This window comes from Flectobacillus roseus (genome assembly GCF_030056595.1).
Taxonomy (GTDB): Bacteria; Bacteroidota; Bacteroidia; order Cytophagales; family Spirosomataceae; genus Flectobacillus; species Flectobacillus roseus.
Genome location: NZ_JASHIF010000010.1, coordinates 301,613 through 321,634, shown reverse-complemented (window position 1 = coordinate 321,634; position 20,022 = coordinate 301,613). Strand labels below are relative to the sequence as shown.

The following is a 20,022-nucleotide window of genomic DNA, read 5'->3' as shown; positions in this document are numbered from 1 at the left end:
TTACTCTAACGTAATTTCGAGCGCTAAACCTCTTAGTTCGTGGATCAATACGTTGAATGATTCTGGAATACCTGGTTTTGGCATGTTTTCACCTTTAACGATAGCTTCGTATGCTTTTGCACGACCTACTACGTCATCGGATTTAACTGTCAAAATTTCTTGAAGGATATTAGCAGCACCAAATGCTTCGAGTGCCCAAACCTCCATTTCACCAAAACGCTGACCACCAAATTGTGCTTTACCACCAAGAGGTTGTTGCGTAATTAATGAGTATGGTCCGATTGAACGTGCGTGCATTTTGTCATCTACTAAGTGACCCAATTTCAGCATGTAAATAATACCTACTGTTACTGGTTGATCAAAACGCTCACCGCTAAGACCATTGTACAAGTATGTACGACCCCAAGCTGGTAATCCTGCTAATGTCAATTCGTGAGCAACTTCAGCTTCTGTAGCACCATCAAAGATTGGAGTAGCGTATTTCTTGTTCAATTTTTCACCTGCCCAAGCCAATACTGTCTCATAAATCTGACCGATGTTCATACGTGAAGGTACCCCTAGTGGGTTCAACACGATGTCTACTGGTGTTCCGTCTTCTAAGAATGGCATATCTTCGTCACGTACAATACGGGCTACAACCCCTTTGTTACCGTGTCGACCCGCCATTTTGTCACCCACTTTCAACTTACGTTTCTTAGCGATATATACTTTCGCCAATTTCACGATACCTGCTGGCAATTCGTCTCCAACTTCTAATACGAATCTTTCACGTTTGAAACGACCTACTAATTCGTTACGACGAACGTTGTAGTTTTTCACTAATTGTAACAACAATTTGTTGGCAGCATCATCATCGCTAGCTTCTTCCAAAATCAAGTCAGCCAATAAGTTAGCCTCTTCAGGAACGCTATATGAGCTATCGTCACGGTACAAGTTTTTAGCTGGGAACAATGCCTCTTCGATGTTACGAGCTGTAAACTTGATTCCTTTTTCAAGGATAACCGAACCGAATTTATGTTTGATACCGTTACAAGTTTTACCTTCTAACAATTCAACCATTTTGCCTATCATCGTAGCACGGATAGAAGTAAGGTCTCTTGACAATTGTTTTGACAAAATTGCCAATTCTTTCTTCGCTTTCTCACGCTCGTCTTTGTCTTTCTTAGGACGGCTAAACAATTTGGTATCGATAACAACACCTTTCAATGATGGTGGCGCTTTCTTAGAAGCATCCTTCACATCACCAGCTTTATCACCGAAGATAGCACGAAGTAGTTTTTCTTCTGGAGTTGGATCAGACTCTCCTTTTGGAGTGATTTTACCAATAAGGATATCTCCTTCTTTTACTTCAGAACCTACACGTACTACACCGTTTTCATCTAAGTTCTTCACAGTTTCTTCAGAAACGTTAGGAATCTCAGCTGTTAATTCTTCTTCTCCACGTTTTGTATCACGAACTTCTAGTTCGAATTCTTCAATGTGGATTGAAGTAAAGATATCATCACGAACAACTTTCTCAGAAATTACAATCGCATCCTCGAAGTTGTAACCTTGCCAAGGCATGAAGGCTACTTTCATGTTACGTCCAAGTGCCAATTCACCTTGTTGTGTTGCATAACCTTCACAAAGTGCTTCTCCTTTTTTCACACGTTGTCCTTTACGAACAATTGGCTTCAAGTTGATTGTTGTATCCTGGTTAGTTCTACGGAACTTAATCAATTTGTATTCTTTTGTATCACCTTCAAAGCTTACTAAATACTCATTAGGAGACATATCGTATTTCACAACGATTTTGATACTGTCTACATAAGCAATAACACCATCTGCTTCTGCCACAACCAATGTGCGAGAGTCAAGTGCTACACGTGCTTCAAGACCTGTACCTACGATAGGAGCTTCAGGGCGCAACAATGGCACGGCCTGACGTTGCATGTTTGAACCCATCAAGGCACGGTTGGCATCATCATGCTCCAAGAATGGAATCAAAGATGCTGCAACTGATACAATTTGATTTGGAGCAACGTCCATGAATTGAGCCTCTTGTGGGTCAACTCTTGGGAAGTCACCTTCAAAACGAGCTTTTACACGATCGCTTTCAAACAAACCATCATCACCATAAGAAGCATTTGCCTGAATGATGTTTTTACCATCTTCTTCTTCTGCTGTCAAATAATGAACTTGGTCTACCTGAACTTTACCTCCTTCAACAACACGGTAAGGTGTTTCAATAAAGCCCATCGAGTTGATTTTCGCGTGAACGCAAAGTGATGAAATCAAACCGATGTTTGGACCTTCAGGAGTTTCAATCGTACAAAGACGACCGTAGTGCGTATAGTGAACGTCACGAACCTCAAAACCTGCACGTTCGCGAGAGAGACCACCAGGTCCAAGGGCCGACAAACGACGCTTGTGAGTAATCTCAGCCAATGGGTTTGTTTGGTCCATGAACTGAGAAAGCTGGTTGGTTCCGAAGAACGAGTTGATTACTGATGAAAGCGTACGAGCGTTGATCAAATCAACTGGCTTGAAGTCTTCGTTATCACGAACGTTCATACGTTCTTTGATTGTACGAGCCATACGAGCCAAACCTACACCAAACTGAGCATATAATTGCTCACCTACAGTACGAACACGACGGTTTGATAAGTGGTCAATATCATCGACTACAGCTTTTGAGTTGATCAAACCGATTAAGTATTTAACGATTGAGATGATATCATCTTTCGTCAATACTTTTGTTTCCATCGGAATATCATGTCCCAATTTCTTGTTAATTCTATAACGACCAACCTCACCTAAATCGTAACGTTTGTCAGAGAAGAACAAGTTTTGGATAATATCACGAGCTGTTTGCTCATCAGGTGCTTCTGTGTTACGCAACTGACGGTAAATTTGCTCAACCGCTTCTTTTTCAGAGTTTGAAGAGTCTTTTTGTAACGTATTATAAATGATGTTATAATCGTTTACGTTCATATCTTCTTTGTGAAGAATGATTGTATCAAGACCTGCATCTAAAATTGTTTCGATGTCGTTAGCAGAAATAACAGAGTCACGTTCCAACAATACTTCGTTACGGTCGATAGATACTACTTCACCAGTATCCTCATCCACGAAGTCTTCTTGCCAAGTTCTTAATACCCTTGCAGCCAAGCGACGACCTACTGCTTTTTTCAAAGTAGCTTGGTCAGCTCTAACTTCTTCAGAAAGGCCAAACAAGTCTAAGATTTCTTTATCTGAACCGAAACCAATCGCACGTAAAAGAGTTGTTACAGGGAACTTTTTCTTACGGTCGATGTAAGCATACATTACGTTGTTTACGTCAGTAGCAAATTCAATCCAAGAACCTTTGAAAGGAATGATACGTGCTGAGTACAACTTTGTACCGTTTGTGTGACGGCTTTGAGAGAAGAATACCCCTGGAGAACGGTGCAATTGCGATACAATTACACGCTCAGCTCCGTTGATTACGAATGAACCACGCTCAGTCATGTAAGGAATATTTCCTAAGAATACTTCTTGCTCAATAGTTTCGAAATCTTCGTTGTCATCATCGTTACAAATCAAACGAAGTTTCGCTTTTAAAGGTACTGAGTAAGTAAGACCACGGTCGATACACTCATCTACCGAATATTTTGGAGGGTCAACCGAATAGTCAATAAATTCGAGAACAAAGTTTTCACGAGAATCCGCAATAGGGAAGTTCTCAGCAAAAACTTTAAATAGACCCTCGTCATTACGATTTTCAGCAGGAGTTTCCAATTGGAAAAACTCCTGAAATGACTTCACCTGAATATCCAAGAAATCTGGGTACTCAAGCAAATTCTTAACTTTGGCGAACGCGAGTCTGCCAGTGTTTGTCATGTGTGCCAAGGCTGTTACTGTTTTGAAGTTTACTGTAAAAGTTTACTGTTACCAGTTGGTATCAATGAGCAAAGAATGGTAAGCAAGGTTTTTCTTTGCAAAACTGATAAGTTTGGCTTTTGAGCCAAATGGAGCCTCGTAGATGTGAGTATCATTGTTTCCCTTTGCTAATCTTCCTACGAAAAAAGAAAAGTGTTTCGGAACCAAGTACTTATCAAATGGGATACAAAATCCGTAAAATCTTTGATAGCCTGCAAAATTATTAAATTAATCTTTGATTATCAAGTTTTTAGCAAGAAAATTTGGAGTTATGAGAAAAATGGATTATAACGCCAAAACTCGTTAAAAATGCCCTTGGTGACAGCTACCACCTGTTTGAAAGATTCATCTTCAGATATACTTGACATTATCATTTAATATATTTAACTTCCTCTAAATCAAACCTTTTACAACTATGTCAACTCTCGAACAAATTGAGCACTGGGGTGATACGCATCATCCAGCTTGGCTCGACATCGTACGTATTTTTTTGGGCGTTTTGCTTTTCATGAAAGGGGTCAGCTTTATAGGTGATACCACTTATCTTGCTACTTTAATTCAGGGATTACATTTTAATGCGTGGACAGTTGTAGCAGTGCATTATGTAGCATTTGCACACTTAGTAGGAGGGCTCATGATTATGCTCGGATGTCTTACCCGTACAGCATCAATCGCACAGCTTCCTATCATGATTGTAGCAGTTTTCTTCACTAACCTCAGAAATGGCTTTAGTTATTTAAACTCTGAGTTATGGTTATCGGTATTTGTTTTGATTATGCTTATGGTATTTTCAGTAATAGGTTCTGGAGGATTCTCTTTTGATGAGTTTGTCAAAAGGAATACACCCAAAAGGAATTAAAGATAAACACCAACATGAGAGATACCCGAATATTGGGGATATCGGATGTTTGATTTTAGATTAATCAGTTTTAGTGTACTAATCCAACATAATAGCAAACCTTTCTTACAAGTATTTCAAAATAGAAGCTAAAAGTCATCATTAAAAGTCTGTATAAAGCAAAAGAGCCATAACCTAAGGTTATGACTCTTTTTTTATACTGTATATTGTGTTAATTACTTAACTTCAACTTCAGCACCAGCTTCTTCTAAAGATTTTTTCAAGCCTTCAGCTTCTTCTTTAGAAACGCCTTCTTTGATAGCTTTAGGAGCGCCATCAACTACTTCTTTAGCTTCTTTCAAGCCAAGACCAGTTAAGTCTTTAACCAATTTAACTACTGCCAATTTGTTAGCACCAGCAGCTTTCAAGATTACGTCGAAAGAAGTTTTCTCAGCAGGAGCTTCAGCAGCATCACCAGCACCACCACCAGCTACAACAACTGCAGCAGCAGCAGCAGGTTCGATACCATACTCATCTTTCAAGATAGCTGCTAATTCATTAACTTCTTTAACTGTCAAGTTTACTAATTGTTCAGCGAATGCTTTTAAATCTGCCATTTTATTAATAGATTTTAATTGTTTACGATTTTGATTTACTAATATGCGTTATATTGTGCTTGGAAGCCTCTTTCAAAGAGTATGCCTTCAAGGAAGAATGACCAATGGTCGGTTATTATCCTTCTCTTTCTGACAAAGTTTTCAAGATACCTGCCAATTTGCCTCCACTGCTTTGAAGAGCAGAAACAACGTTTTTCGCAGGAGATTGCAACAATCCAATGATGTCGCCAATCATCTCTTGTTTTGACTTCACATTTTCAAGAGCTACTAATTGATCTTCTCCGATGAACAAACCACCTTCGATAGATGCTCCTTTGAAACGGATTTTATCTTTACCAGCTTCTTTTTTGAAGTCTTTGATTAATTTAGCTGGAGTTTTAGGGTTTTCTGGTGAGAAAATTACACCTGACAAACCTTTCAAAACTGTTCCATTGAAAGCACTGTAATCAACACCAGTTGTTTCAAGTGCTTTAGCAATCAAAGTATTTTTAACAACACGGTATTCTAAACCACGTTGAAAACAAAGTCTTCTGAATGCGTTTACTTCTGCAACGGTCAACCCGCCGGTATCAGTGATGTAGAAGTATGGAGTAGCAGCGAACTTTTCGCTCAACTCACCTATAATGACTGCTTTTTCTTCTCTCGTCATGATTACAAACCGTTAACTGTTGCTTTGTCAATTTGAACACCTGGAGACATCGTTGAAGACAAGTTGATTGACTGAACGTATGTACCTTTAGCTGAAGATGGCTTCAATTTCAACAAAGTGTTGATCAATTCTTGAGCGTTTTCAGCCAATTTAGAAGGTTCGAATGAAACCTTACCAATTGAAGTGTGGATAATACCAGTTTTGTCAACTTTGAAGTCGATTTTACCAGCTTTCACTTCTTTCACAGCTTGACCTACTTCCAAAGTCACAGTACCTGACTTAGGGTTTGGCATCAAACCACGTGGACCTAAAACACGACCTAAACGACCGATTTTAGCCATTACAGTTGGCATAGTAATGATTACATCAATGTCTGTCCAACCTTTTTCGATTTTTTGGATATATTCATCCAAACCAACGAAATCAGCACCAGCAGCTTTAGCTTCCTCTTCTTTGTCAGGAGTACAAAGTACTAATACACGTACATCTTTACCTGTACCGTGAGGCAACGCTACTACGCCACGTACCATTTGGTCGGCTTTACGAGGGTCAACCCCCAAACGAACGTCGATGTCTACTGAACTATCGAATTTCGTATATGAAATCTCTTTCAAAATCTGAGCCGCTTGCGTAAGTGAGTACGCTTGCGTCTTGTCGTATTTCGAAAGAGCCTCTTTTTGTTTCTTTGTTAACTTAGCCATTATTTCTTTTCAATTTGAAAATTTGAAAATGTGCTAATTTGAAAAAGTTTAGATTTTGAAATGACGTATTTTTCAATCTTCTCATTTCCAAATCATCAAACCTTCAAATTAGAAAGGTTTTTCTCCTGTAACTGTGATACCCATAGAACGAGCTGTACCTGCTACCATGCTCATTGCTGCTTCTACTGTAAAGCAGTTCAAGTCTGGCATTTTAGTTTCAGCAATTGTACGTACTTGGTCCCAAGTTACAGAACCAACTTTTTTCAAGTTTGGCTGAGCTGAACCAATTTTCACCTTAGCAGCTTCCAAAATCAAGATTGGAGCAGGAGGAGTTTTTACTACGAAATCAAATGATTTGTCTTTGTAGTAAGTAATTAATACAGGTAGGATAACACCTGGTTTATCTTGTGTTCTGGCATTGAACTGCTTACAGAACTCCATGATATTCAAACCCTTAGAACCCAAAGCAGGACCGATTGGAGGTGAAGGGTTTGCTGCACCACCCTTGCACTGCAACTTAACGTAGCCAGCTATTTCTTTTGCCATTTCTTTGTAATGTCTTTAAATGTTGGATTGTGACGCTAAACTTTTTCGCATAATTGCGAAATTTAATGCCAAGATTGACTCCTCTCTGCCAGTTGGGGTGGAAGCTTTCCCTACCTGATTGAAGTCGGGCGTTTGGGTAAGAAAATTTGTAACTGAACTTTCTGATTTACAGCATCTTGCTCTATCTCACAACAGGCAATCGTTGTGCTGCTACCGAAACGGACTGCAAAATTACGGCTTTCTTGTTAATATACAAATAGTTATAAAAAAAAATTAGAGGATTTAGCGTTTTTTCTTATTTCTGCGCCTTTTTTACTCAAATGATGTCTATTTAAAATTGTAAGTAAGTGTTAAGATTGGGTTGTTGAGCTTTAATATAGGCAATGTCATTAATCATGGTGTTGGGGAATATTCAAACTTGACTCGACTTTTAAGGAGTATTTAGTCTTGAATCATTGATACTGATTGGGCATGACAATCTAGCTCCTTTTAACTTGAATGTAGATATGCGAGGTACGCCCCTTGTCGTCGGTACATGAGATTTTTATTTTTCCTGCCTCTGGATAAAAAAACGTTTCTTGTTGAGGTGTACTTTTTTGATAGAGTTTATCATTGATGTACCAATAGATCACTTTTACGTCATTGCCCACTTGACAGCTCAGTTGTAGTTTTACCGCTTCATTGGGCTCTATCCAATATTCTGCACCATCATTAGGCGACGAAATGATAGGGGCGTTGTTATTGAAAACTCTGGTACATTGTGGATTATGAGGAGGTATTTGTTCGTATTGAATATGTCGTGTTTGATACCATGCAATTAACTCAGGGGCAAAAACAGGATATTGCTTTTGAATGGCTCCACTATCTGGCATACAAACAGCACAATAACTTATGGTAGCTGAGGGGTTTATCCAAACAGCTTTGGTATGCGCACAGCTTTGGGTATTAGATACCCCCATGATGTAATAATCTGTGATTTGATGATTGCAATGCTCGCTTGGAATAAAACCCGTTTCGGCACAAACTTTTCGCATAGCTAAGTTGGCACTTGGACTAAACCATTTGGCAGAAGAATTATAGTCAATCGTATTAAAAATATCGAGCAAAAGTGGCGTAGCAATGTTGGCACCCGAAAGCTCTGGAACGCCCTCGCCCGAAAAATTCCCAATCCATATTCCTAATGTATATTTGGCATTATACCCAACACTCCAAGCATCTTTTTTACCAAAAGAAGTCCCTGTTTTCCAAGCTATTTTGGGCATTCGATAAGTATATTCATAATTGTTGGGTAAATCAGGACGGGTGATTTGACTTAGAATTTGATTTATTAAAAAAGTAGCATCCTCAGACAGGATTTCAGTGGGTTTATTGGGATTTTCTTCTGCCAGTAAGGTAGCCTTAGTAAATGTTCCCTGATGGGCAAAACTGGCAAAAAGATTGGTTAATTCCTCCAAAGTAACACCACAACCTCCCAGTGCTAGCGACAAACCCAATTTCGACGCATTTTTCTTAATCGTTTGAAATTCAGCTTTCTTTAGTTTTTCAATCATACTAGCCGTAGAAATATCTTTCAACAGTTTTACCGCAGGAATATTCAGAGAATTAGCCAAGGCAAATTCGGCTGTAACTTTTCCATGAAATTGTTTGTCAAAATTTTCTGGTTCAAAGCCTCCAAAATTGCTTGGCACATCGTTTATGGCTGATTTTGGCGTAATAATTCCTTTGTCCAAAGCAATTCCATATAAAAGAGGTTTGAGCGTACTCCCAGGCGAGCGAATGGCTCGGATACCGTCTACTTGTCCTCCATCAATAGGATTATTAAAATCCGCTGACCCCACGTAGGCTTCTACTTGTTTGGTTTGGTTATTGATTAACAGCACTGCTGCATTGTGAATATTGATACCATATAATCGGTTAACGTAGTTTTGAACGATTTTTTCTAATGTTAGTTGTAAATTTCTCCGTAAACTAGAATGTATCGTTGGCTCATTAGGATAGGTAGTTTTGAGTCGATAGGCTAGATGTGGCGCTAATTTAGGCGCTTCGTGTCGTCGTACTTGCAAAGGCTCAGCCAAGGCATCGTCTATATCTTGGGACGCAAACAAATCTGCTTCCGCAAAACGCTGTAACCATTTATTTCTTTCCTGTAAAACATAGGTATTGTTTTTTCCCAATCGCAAGCTCGATGGTCGATTAGGAATAATGGTTAAGGCTGTCACTTCTGCCAAACTTAAAACATCAGGAGATTTTTGAAAATATAAAACAGAAGCAGACTTAAGTCCCTCGATATTAGACCCATAAGGTACAAGGCTCAAATACATTTGGAGAATTTCATCTTTAGAATAATGCAATTCAAGTTGTATGGCTCGAATCATTTCGGTGATTTTATGCCAATAGGTTCGCTCTTGTGGATAAAGTAAACGTACTACTTGCATCGTAATCGTACTAGCGCCAGAGGTACGTCTCCCCTTAATAATATTGTTGAAAAAAGCACGACCCACGGCTATAGGATTAATGCCAAAATGATAACGGAACCAACGGTCTTCTTTAAAGATAATGGCCTTTTCGAGAGTCGGTGTAATTTCCTTGAGTTCAGTTTGCATTCGCCATTTATCGTGGGGATTTAGGAAGGCATGCAATATTTTGCCATCAGAATCAGTAATTACTGTAGAATATTGAGGGTTAACTTTCACAGGAAAAGCAATATCTAATACCACCAATAGCAAAATTACCACAATGCTTATTCGCCCACTGCGTGATTGATAGAGGCGTTTTGCCCAATATTCTAGCTTTGATAGAGGCATTAAAAAAATGTTTTGATAAATTGTAAAAATAAGGCCTGTTTTATGAACAGCTAAGTAACTTAAAAATTCCTAGACTTGATAATATGAAAATTCAATTTCACGGAGCAGCACAACGAGTGACTGGCTCAAAGCACTTGCTAATTACTGAAAAAGGCACTAAAATTCTACTAGATTGTGGGTTATTTCAGGGTTTGAATACACAGGACATGAACCAAAAATTTGGTTTTGAGCCAGCCGAAATCGACTATGTCGTTTTATCGCATGCTCATATCGACCATACGGGCTTATTGCCTCGATTGGTTGCCAAAGGATTTCAAGGACCGATTTTTTGTACTTCTGCTACCAAAGATTTAGCTACCTTGTTGCTTGGAGACTCAGCAAGGATTCAAGAAAACGACTTGGCAAGAATCAATAAGCGTCGTGAAAAAAGGGGAGAAACTTTACTCGAAAATTTATATACGGAAGACGATGTGGCACAAACCATAGCGCAAATGCAGGCCGTCAATTTCCGTGAAGAAATTTCAATTTGTGAGGAAGTATCAGCCTTCTTTACCGATACGGGGCATATTCTTGGTTCGGCAGCCATTTCTTTAACAGTCAAAGAAGGTGAAAAATCCATTCATGTTTTCTTCTCAGGAGACATTGGTCGACCGCACGACAAAATTCTCAAAAGTCCAGAACCTTTTCCACAAGCTGACTATATCATTTGTGAGTCTACGTATGGTTCACGTTTGCATGAGCCCGAAGCTGATGTAAAGTCAAGCTTGCTCAAAATTGTAAAAAGAGTTTGTGTCGAACAAAAAGGCAAACTGATTATTCCTGCTTTTTCTATAGACCGTACTCAAGAGTTAGTTTATGCACTGGACCAACTCGAAGCAGAAGGGCATTTACCTAAAATCAAAGTATATGTAGACTCGCCACTTTCGGTGAGCGCTACAATGGTCATGAAAAATCATCCAGAATGTTTTAATCCTGAAATATTAGCTTATCTCGAAAAAGGCGATGGTGATGCCTTTGGCTTCCCAAATCTACACTACATAAGTTCAGTGGAAGAATCCAAAAAGTTGAATGATAGCCCAGAGCCTTGTATTATTATTTCGGCATCGGGTATGGCAGAAGCAGGACGTATCAAACACCATATCGCCAACCATATCAACGATGTACGTTGTTGTATCCTTTTGGTAGGATATACTTCTCCAGATAGTTTGGGAGGACAGTTAAAATCAGGGGCAAAACAGGTACATATTTTTGGAGAAAACCATGATGTTCGTGCAGAGGTTTTGGTGATGGACTCTTTCTCAGCTCATGCTGATTATCAAGAAATTATTTCTTATTTATCATGTCAAAACAAAGAAGAAGTCAAAACTATTTTCTTGGTTCATGGTGAACTAGATACTCAAGAAATATTCAAAGAAAAATTAGAAAAAGAGGGATATCAACACATCGAAATCCCTCAAATGCATCAAGAAATAGAGCTTAATTAAAAGTCTATTTCAAAAATAAGCTTTGAGCTATCAGCTATCGAGCAAAATCGATAAAATATCCTTTTTTGTTTTTATCTGAAAGTCGAATCCTGATAGCTCAAAGCTCTAATTGACTACTGAAGTGCCTGTGCCCAATCAGCTATCAAATCTTCAATATTTTCCAAGCCTACCGAAACTCGTAGCAAATTATCAGGAGTTGGACTTGTTGGACCTTCAACTGATTTGCGATGCTCGATTAAACTTTCGACTCCTCCCAAACTCGTTGCTGTAGTAAACAACTGTAATTTTCCCGTCACATTCATTGCATTGATGGCATCCCCTTTTACCTGTACTGACAACATGGCTCCAGCCTGTGACATTTGTTTTTGCGCAATAACATATTGCGGATGTGATGGCAAGCCAGGGTAATGCACCGCTTCTACTGCAGGATGTTGTGCTAGATATTCGGCTAATTGCTGAGCATTGGCCGTTTGCGCTTTTACACGCAACGACAATGTTTTGATTCCTCTTGCTACCAACCAACATTCGAACGGAGAAGGTACTCCTCCAGTCAACTTTTGGATTGTTCTGATTTTAGTTGCTAATTCTCCATCTTCTTTTAAAATTAAAGCTCCACCCAATACGTCGCCATGTCCACCAAAATATTTTGTAGTTGAATGCATGACAATATCAGCCCCTAACAACAAAGGGCGTTGTAGCACAGGCGTTGCCCAAGTATTATCTACAGCACACAACGCTCCGTGTTGGTGTGCTAAATCTGCAATAGCTGCAATATCCGAAACTTTTAGCTGAGGGTTAGAAGGTGTTTCGAGCCAGATCAGTTTGGTATTAGGCTGAATGGCATTTTTGACTGCCTCCAAATCGGTCGTATCTACTTTGGTAAGCGTAAGTCCCCAGTGCGAAAAAATTTCTTCAATCAATACATTTGTAGCAAAATAAGCATCGTCGGGTGTAATGATATGGTCACCTGACTTGAAAGACTGAAACAAGGCAGTTGTAGCCGCCATTCCCGAAGCAAAGGCTAATCCAACTTCTCCTGCTTCAAGAACAGCCAAGCTTTTCTCTAACAACTGACGATTGGGATTGTCATTGCGAGCATATATATAACCATGCGCATACGATCCATCCGTTTCTCTTTCGAAAGTAGTCGAAAGATATATAGGCGAAGCAACCGCACCAGCATTGGTGTCGGTCATTTGGGTGCTTTTTATGGCTAAAGTTTCAAAATTCATCGGGAATATTTTTATTTTAAAAGTTTGAGCTGAAGTAAGTGCCCAAAATGGCATTACAGTTGACACAAATTTAGTCTAGTATTTTGGATTTTGTAACAATTTACCGATGCCGACATAAAAGGACAACAAGTAATTCCTTTCATAATAGCTTTGAGTAAAGCACTTTTTAAGTATATTTATAAGTCCTTCAAAACGACCTATTACGTCTTCTTATTTAACCTAATTTTCTATTAAAATGACTGACTCAACAAAATTGCCATCGGGTAATGCTGGCAGTTCATCGAGAAGAGACTTTCTTAAAGCCGCTTCTTTGACACTCGGAAGTTTTTACATCGTTCCTCGTCATGTTCTTGGTAAGGGCTACACGGCACCTTCTGACAAGCTTAACATCGCAGCCATTGGTTGTGGTGGCAAAGGCTGGACAGACTTAAATGGCGCTTGGGATAATGGTCGTAACAATATTGCGACCTTGTGCGATGTAGACGACCGTCAGGCTGCTAATGCTATCAAAAAATTCCCTAATGCTAAGTATTACAAGGATTTTAGAAAACTTTTAGAAGCCGAAAAAAATAACATTGACGCCGTAACTGTGTCTACACCAGACCATACGCACTATGTAATTGCCATGGCTGCTATGCAAATGGGAAAACATGTTTACGTTCAAAAACCATTGGCTCACAACATTGCTGAGGTTCGTAAGATGACCATTGCCGCTCGTGAAAATAAAGTGGTAACACAAATGGGAAATCAAGGTTCATCGGGCGATGGAGTTCGTCGTATGATGGAATGGTATAAAGCTGGCTTAATTGGAGAAGTAAATCGTGTGCATGCTTGGACAAACCGTCCTGTGTGGCCACAAGGCTTAGCCAAACCTCAAGGCAAATTTGATGTACCAAGCGAATTGGATTGGGACTTGTGGTTGGGTCCAGCAGCCTATGAAGAATATAACCCTGGGTATCATCCGTTCAACTGGCGTGGTTGGGTTAACTTCGGTACAGGTTCACTAGGAGATATGGCTTGTCACATGATGGATCCTCCTTATCGAGTGTTAGGACTGGGATATCCTTCAGAAGTAGAGTGTAGCATTAGCGACGTATGGACAGGACCTTTCAAACAAGGCTATTTCCCTGAAAGTTTTCCAGCGTCTTCGATGATTCACCTCAAATTTCCAAGAAAAGGAAAAGAGCCTGTGAAAATGACTTGGTACGATGGCGGCTTAATGCCCGAACGTCCTGAAGAAATCCCTGCGGATGTAAAACTTGGAGACTGGAGTGGCGGTGTACTATTAATGGGTACAAAAGGTGTAATGATGTGTGGTGTTTATGGTGCAAACCCATCGCTTTGGCCAGAAGCCAAACTCAAGGAAAAAGGTGACAAACTTCCTATTTCTATTCCAAGAGTTGTGGGTGCTGACAACGAGGGGCATTACCAACAATGGCTACAGGCTTGCCGTGATGGATTTGGCAAACATCAGCCATTAAGTTCATCATTTGACTATGCAGGTCCTATGTCCGAAACCGTATTGATGGGTAATTTGGCCATTCGCAGTTATTTCTATCGTACTCCGAAAAAGGATAAGCAATGGTTACAAGACTATGAATATCCGGGACGCAAAAAGTTGTTGTGGGATGGTGAAAATATGCGTATTACCAATTTTGAAGAAGCAAATCAATTTGTAAAAAGAGAATATCGTCAAGGTTGGAGCATGTAAGTATTATTTCAGGTTTGGAATTAGGGTTGTACGAAGGATTCCAAACTATTGCGGATTTGGGATTTCTGATTTCGGAAATAAAGTAAAAGACTTTTATTTTTTTCAAAATATAGCAATTTACACTTCCGAAATCCAATATCTGATATCCGAAATAAATGGTTTTTATTATCCTTAGTACACTCCTAATTCGGGATTTTTGATTGAGGAAATAGAAAATTATCTCTTTACTTTCCGTAATCGGAAATCTCAAATCCGAAGTAGCCCCAACACTTTTATAAAATTCTAATTTTCAATACTTTACCTCATAAAAAAGGAGTGACTCTTATGAATCGCTCCTTTTGTGTTAAGTAAATCGTATAAATTTTCACATTAGTATCTCGTTATTTCCAATCAATTTCTAAAGATTACCTCGTCTACGACGGGCAATTGGTAAAATACTCTTATCGAGCAATTCAACATAGTCGCGGTGTACAACGCGAATGTACTGGCGATTGACGAGGTGTTTGCGGCTAATTCGCACAAAGCCTTCATCAGTTTTGGTAGCAACTCGTCCTATGGTCTGAGCCATAATGTCTTTTCTACCTGTTTGTAAATGCACGAAGGTATAGTTGATAGAGCCTTCGAAATACATAATATCTTGGGAAAAATAGAAATATTTTCTCCCAATACTCAAGTGGGACGGGCAATTGTTGTTCATAAGAGGGATGTTGAGCTATTAATTTTTAACATACAAGGTTATGCAAATATCAAATTAGAGGCTCTGGCATCAAATACTTAGCATTCAGTATTTTAACAAACGGCGCTAAAAATGAATTGGACAAAATGGAGATATTTTTTAAGGAAAAGTGAAATTATTTTAAGGTACTTAATCTGTAAGTAAAGGATTGTAACTTTGTATGTTTAATCATCCTATGTTGTATAACATGACGGCTCAATAGGGTATGTGTTTTGCGAAGTAATCTCTTTGTAATGAATACATGTCCATTCAATTAACTATTATCTTATGAACCTAAACATCTCTCCCAACTCAAGCAAAGAAGAAATTTTTGAACAAATCGCTGCGGAATTAAATACGCTTGGTTTTAATGTAGTTAAACAAGATCAAACCCGTCCTTGGGGTGGTTTTTTTGTGATTGACGAAACTCAAGCTCCAGCTTTTGCAAGTACGTATTTTCCTCATTTGGAAATGTCTGACATTCAGATTACTAATAAATTAAGTCCTAAAATTTTGGTTGTTGCTCCAGAAAAACGCCTTTCTTGGCAATACCATTTCCGTCGTGCTGAGATTTGGAAAGTTATTGCAGGAACAACTGTAGGCGTAAAAATCAGCCCAACTGACGAAGAAGGCGAGGATGTAAAAAGATTAGAATCAGGAAGCTTTATTCAAATGGATAAAGGCGAACGCCATAGATTAATCGGTTTGGAGTCATGGGGGGTAGTCGCTGAGATTTGGCAACATACTGACCCTGAAACACCATCTGACGAAGAAGATATTGTTCGTTTACAAGACGACTTCGGTAGATAAGAGTGAATGTAACGCTTTATGCAGTAAGCCGTAGGCATTAGGCAAAAAGCTTTCATTATTTTAAGAGAAACTATTTTCAACATTTAGCCTACGGCATAAAGCTTAATGCCTATTGCGGGTATTTGCCCACTAACTTAATTCTAGTTTCATCATTGATTGACTGTAAGTTTTCAGAAAAAATTGTTTATCTCAAGCGTACATAAGACTTCATCCCTTTGATTTTGAGTACCTTCTGATTAAATCCACATTTTTTGAAAATTTACAGTCTTTCTTATTAAAGTTACCCCCCATTGATCTTCTTTATCACCGCATAGCACTTTCCCTTCTTCAAGCAAGCCTAAATAAAATACAATTTGTTATAAAATTTCAGAATATAATTACATTACACAAAATCTTCTTTATCAACATTTTACCATTTATCCATACCCATTTCCACTCATCACACTGGTAGAACTTTTCTACAAAAAATCACAGAAAACTTTGAACCTTTTTAAAGTTTCCATAGTTTTGCCTTCAGAAACTTTGCAGAACATGAAAGTTTCCAACCTCTGATAAACTTGCAAAACCTACCATATAATCAGGTCATTAGCAATTTTACATATTAGAAATGAAGGAAAGAATTATTGAAACTAGCGGTCGTTTGTTTATGCGTTATGGGGTAAAGTCTATAACGATGGACGACATTGCCAAAGAGTTGGGGATTTCTAAGAAAACCATTTATCAACATTTTTCAGATAAAGACGAAATAGTTTTTCAGGTTGCAGTACATCAATTAGAAGAAGATAAGTGTGAGTTCCAAAACATGAATGACACTTCGAAGAATGTGGTCGAAAAAATGGTTAAAACGATTGAAATGCTGAAGAAATCGTTTTGTGAAATCAATCCGACGATGCTTTATGACATCAAGAAATATCACCCTCGTGCTTGGAATTTGTTCATGGAGCATAAGCAGAATTTTATTCTGACTCAAATGATTAGAGACCTTGAAAAAGGTATCTCTGACGGGTTGTTTAGACCAGAAATCAAAGTAGAAATTATAGCCAAAATACACCTAGAATCAATTTTTATTGCATTTGACATGCAAGTTTTTCCACCTGATAGATTTTCGTTTATTGAAGTTCAAATCGCCTTGATTGACCATTTTATTAGAGGTGTATTGTCGGACGAAGGTCTCAAATTATATAAAAACTACCTCAATCTTTTGAGTTAATGAGAGATTGCTATCCTTTTACCTCAGGCACATTGGCAATCTTTCTTTAACAGATACCCGTAGCATATATGTTCTTTAAAATTTTACTAATTATCTAGTCAAAAATGAAAACTAAACTTAAAAGTAGCTTACTGACTTTCAGTATATTGCTTACTTCGGTGGTAGCTCGTGCCCAACAAAGCTACACGCTCAAGGAAGCGATAGATTATGCAGTAAAAAACCATTCGAATGTAAAAACCGCACAACTTGATGTATTAAATGCCAGTGCTAAGGTAAATGAAATCAAAGCAATGGGATTGCCACAAGTAAACGCAAACATTGGTTACACAAACAACCTTATTATCCAAAGGGTTTTTATTCCAGCCAAAACATTTGACCCTAATGCTAAAGAAGGCGATGTTGTAGCTGCTGAGTTTGGAGTTCGTAACAGTGGTAATGCCGTTGCAAGCTTGAGCCAATTATTATTTGACGGTTCGTATACCTTAGGCTTAAAAGCTGCAGATGTTTACAAGGAATTATCGGCCAAGTCACTTACTCAAACCAAACAACAAATTGCTGAAAATGTTACAAAGGCCTATTATGGCATTCTTGTCAATGAAGAGCGTTTAGAAATTCTTAAGCTCAATATGGGTCGCCTTGATTCTCTTTTCAATCAAACCAAAGTATTAAATCTTCAAGGATTCGTTGAGAAACTTGACGTACAACGTTTAGAGGTACAAAAGAATAATCTTTCAATAGAGTACAAAAATGTAGAACGTTTGCAGGAATTGAGTTACAACTTGCTCAAATTTCAGATGGGTTTACCCCTAACTGAACCCGTGGTAGTTACCGACAAATTGAGCAGTGTCAACCTAAATGAGTTTTTACCAGAAAACGAAACTCCTTTTCAATATGGTGACCGTATAGAATACTCGATGTTGCAAACACAAGATCGTTTGGCTCAGCTAGATTTGAAAAACCAAAAAGCAGGCTATTTGCCAAAAGTATTCCTTACAAGTACGTATGGCTATTCGACGGGTCGTCCACAATTTGGCGATTTAATTACCAAACCTTGGTTTAACGCCGCTACACTTGGCTTCTCTATCCAAGTGCCAATCTTTGATGGTTTCGCAAAAAAATACAAAATTATTCAAGCTGCTAATAGTGTACAGAAGATCAAAGAAAACTTTACCTTCTTACAAAATAGTATTGACTTACAAATAAAACAAGGTCAAATTACCTTGAAAAATGCCTACGAAACCCTTCAGGAACAAAAGCATAATATGGATTTGGCCAAAGAAGTTGTTCGTGTGACTAAAATCAAATATGAACAAGGTGTTGGCACAAACTTAGAATTAGTCAATGCTGAGTCGTCTTACAAAGAAGCTCAAAACAATTATTTTGCTACTTTATATAATGTCCTAATTGCTAAAGTTGATCTTGACAAAGCCAAAGGCAAGTTATTTGTAGAATAATCCCTAATACTAAAAATCGCAAAAAAGAAATAATGAAAAAGCAATACTTAGCAATAGCCTCTGCCTTATTTTTATTGGCAGCCTGCAATAAATCAACTGATAAAAAAGCCGAGCTAGAAGCCCTGAAAGCTCAAAAACAAGAAATTGAAACCAAAATCAAAGGCTTAGAAAAAGAATTAGGTAAAACAGAGAAAAAAGAAGAACAAAAAATCGTAGCAGTATCTGTAAGCCCAATTCAAGCACAGAGCTTCAAGCACTTTGTTGAAGTTCAAGGTTTGGTAAGCTCTGAAAATATCGTGCAAGTTACCCCACAAATGAGTGGACAACTCACAAGCGTTTTAGTAAGTGTTGGTCAGGCTGTGAAAAAAGGTCAATTGGTAGCTACTGTCGACAATACCGTTTTGAAACAGTCAATGGCTGAAATCAAGCAACAACTAGACTTAGCCGTTACGCTTTTCAACAAACAAAAAGCACTTTGGGATCAACAAATAGGTACAGAGGTACAATACCTACAAGCAAAAGCAAATAAAGAAGCACTTGAAAAACGTATTGTAACAATGGAAGCTCAATTGGCAATGACCAAAGTATATGCGCCAATCGCTGGAACAGTTGAGGTAGTTCGTCAAAAAGTTGGTGAAATGGGTATGCCGGGTCAGCCTATTTTCCAACTAGTGAATGTGGGTAATTTGAAAGTTGTGGGTAAAGTAGCAGATACTTATTTGGGTTCTGTAAAACGTGGTGATGCCCTCAACGTAAAATTCCCTGATATTAATAAAGAATTGAACACTAAAGTAGGTGTGGTTGACGCCCTAGTTGATCCAGTTTCAAGAACTTTTGGCGTAGAAGCTAAAGTACCAAACTTGGGTGGTCAATTAAAGCCAAACCAAGTAGCTATCATGACTATCAATGACTTGGCAAAAGCTAATTCTATTGTAATTCTTCAAAACTTAATTCAGAATACCGAATTAGGCGATATCGTTTATGTAGCTGTTACCGAAAATGGTAAAAAAGTAGCACGTGGTCGTAAAGTAAAAACGGGTTTGAGCTATAATGGTAATATCGAAATCCTTGAAGGACTTTCGGCTGGTGAACTTTTGATTACGCAAGGATACCAAGACTTAGTAGATGGAACTCCTTTGAGTTACTAATCCACATGACGTATTTGGATTGTGGATAACTTATTGTTTTTCCACAATCCAATTTCAATCGCATCATTTCTAAGGATAAATAGGCAAGAAACACTTGCCAACAGACCATAGCATTAAAGCCAATGGCTGTATAACTATCTCTATTAAAATGGAAAATCAAGAAAAAGATATACAAGAATTACCTCATGGTAGTGGTGGAATCT

15 protein-coding genes are annotated in these 20,022 nt (G+C 38.4%); 7 read left to right on the top strand and 8 right to left on the bottom strand.

What is annotated here, in order from left to right; translation table 11 throughout:
• Positions 1 to 3,861, bottom strand: coding sequence for a DNA-directed RNA polymerase subunit beta (gene rpoB, locus QM524_RS13805; RefSeq protein WP_283345048.1), 3,861 nt, complete (start codon positions 3,859 to 3,861; stop codon positions 1 to 3).
• 454 nt (positions 3,862 to 4,315) lie between these two features.
• Here rpoB and QM524_RS13800 point away from each other — a divergent pair, with 454 nt between their 5' ends.
• A complete protein-coding gene (locus QM524_RS13800; protein ID WP_095161119.1) occupies positions 4,316 to 4,759 on the top strand; it encodes a DoxX family protein in 444 nt (147 codons plus the stop codon).
• A 215-nt stretch (positions 4,760 to 4,974) separates the two neighbouring features.
• On the opposite strand, the gene rplL is transcribed toward QM524_RS13800, so the two are convergent.
• From rplL to pbpC, 5 genes are all read right to left on the bottom strand, one after another.
• A complete protein-coding gene (gene rplL, locus QM524_RS13795; protein WP_026997920.1) occupies positions 4,975 to 5,355 on the bottom strand; it encodes a 50S ribosomal protein L7/L12 in 381 nt (126 codons plus the stop codon).
• A gap of 115 nt (positions 5,356 to 5,470) precedes the next feature.
• Positions 5,471 to 6,004, bottom strand: a complete 534-nt coding sequence (gene rplJ / locus QM524_RS13790; protein WP_095161118.1) for a 50S ribosomal protein L10 — start codon at positions 6,002 to 6,004, stop codon at positions 5,471 to 5,473.
• 2 nt (positions 6,005 to 6,006) lie between these two features.
• Positions 6,007 to 6,705, bottom strand: coding sequence for a 50S ribosomal protein L1 (gene rplA, locus QM524_RS13785; protein WP_095161117.1), 699 nt, complete (start codon positions 6,703 to 6,705; stop codon positions 6,007 to 6,009).
• Positions 6,706 to 6,813: 108 nt separating this feature from the next.
• The gene (gene rplK / locus QM524_RS13780) at positions 6,814 to 7,251 is read right to left on the bottom strand and encodes a 50S ribosomal protein L11 (RefSeq protein WP_166551587.1); all 438 of its coding nucleotides are present in this window, start codon (positions 7,249 to 7,251) and stop codon (positions 6,814 to 6,816) included.
• A 479-nt stretch (positions 7,252 to 7,730) separates the two neighbouring features.
• Positions 7,731 to 10,055, bottom strand: a complete 2,325-nt coding sequence (gene pbpC / locus QM524_RS13775; protein WP_283345047.1) for a penicillin-binding protein 1C — start codon at positions 10,053 to 10,055, stop codon at positions 7,731 to 7,733.
• Positions 10,056 to 10,138: 83 nt separating this feature from the next.
• On the opposite strand from pbpC, the gene QM524_RS13770 reads away from it, so the two are divergent.
• Positions 10,139 to 11,539, top strand: a complete 1,401-nt coding sequence (locus QM524_RS13770) for an MBL fold metallo-hydrolase RNA specificity domain-containing protein (RefSeq protein ID WP_283345046.1) — start codon at positions 10,139 to 10,141, stop codon at positions 11,537 to 11,539.
• Positions 11,540 to 11,652: 113 nt separating this feature from the next.
• On the opposite strand, the gene QM524_RS13765 is transcribed toward QM524_RS13770, so the two are convergent.
• Positions 11,653 to 12,771 carry a trans-sulfuration enzyme family protein gene (locus tag QM524_RS13765; RefSeq protein WP_283345045.1) on the bottom strand — a complete coding sequence of 373 codons (1,119 nt, stop codon included), beginning with the start codon at positions 12,769 to 12,771 and terminating at the stop codon, positions 11,653 to 11,655.
• A gap of 235 nt (positions 12,772 to 13,006) precedes the next feature.
• Between QM524_RS13765 and QM524_RS13760 the strand changes: the two genes are divergently transcribed.
• The gene (locus tag QM524_RS13760) at positions 13,007 to 14,482 is read left to right on the top strand and encodes a Gfo/Idh/MocA family protein (protein WP_095161113.1); all 1,476 of its coding nucleotides are present in this window, start codon (positions 13,007 to 13,009) and stop codon (positions 14,480 to 14,482) included.
• A 397-nt stretch (positions 14,483 to 14,879) separates the two neighbouring features.
• On the opposite strand, the gene QM524_RS13755 is transcribed toward QM524_RS13760, so the two are convergent.
• Positions 14,880 to 15,179, bottom strand: coding sequence for a LytTR family DNA-binding domain-containing protein (locus tag QM524_RS13755; RefSeq protein ID WP_095161112.1), 300 nt, complete (start codon positions 15,177 to 15,179; stop codon positions 14,880 to 14,882).
• Between the two features lie 306 nt (positions 15,180 to 15,485).
• On the opposite strand from QM524_RS13755, the gene QM524_RS13750 reads away from it, so the two are divergent.
• The 4 genes from QM524_RS13750 (at position 15,486) to QM524_RS13735 (ending at position 19,819) form a co-directional block, all read left to right on the top strand.
• Complete coding sequence (locus tag QM524_RS13750) at positions 15,486 to 16,007, top strand: cupin domain-containing protein (protein WP_095161111.1); 522 nt, start codon at positions 15,486 to 15,488, stop codon at positions 16,005 to 16,007.
• Positions 16,008 to 16,614: 607 nt separating this feature from the next.
• Positions 16,615 to 17,217, top strand: a complete 603-nt coding sequence (locus tag QM524_RS13745) for a TetR/AcrR family transcriptional regulator (RefSeq protein ID WP_283345044.1) — start codon at positions 16,615 to 16,617, stop codon at positions 17,215 to 17,217.
• 104 nt (positions 17,218 to 17,321) lie between these two features.
• Entirely contained in the window at positions 17,322 to 18,671 is a 1,350-nt protein-coding gene (locus QM524_RS13740; RefSeq protein ID WP_283345043.1) for a TolC family protein, read from the top strand.
• Positions 18,672 to 18,703: 32 nt separating this feature from the next.
• The gene (locus QM524_RS13735; RefSeq protein WP_283345042.1) at positions 18,704 to 19,819 is read left to right on the top strand and encodes an efflux RND transporter periplasmic adaptor subunit; all 1,116 of its coding nucleotides are present in this window, start codon (positions 18,704 to 18,706) and stop codon (positions 19,817 to 19,819) included.
• Positions 19,820 to 20,022: the final 203 nt, after the last annotated feature.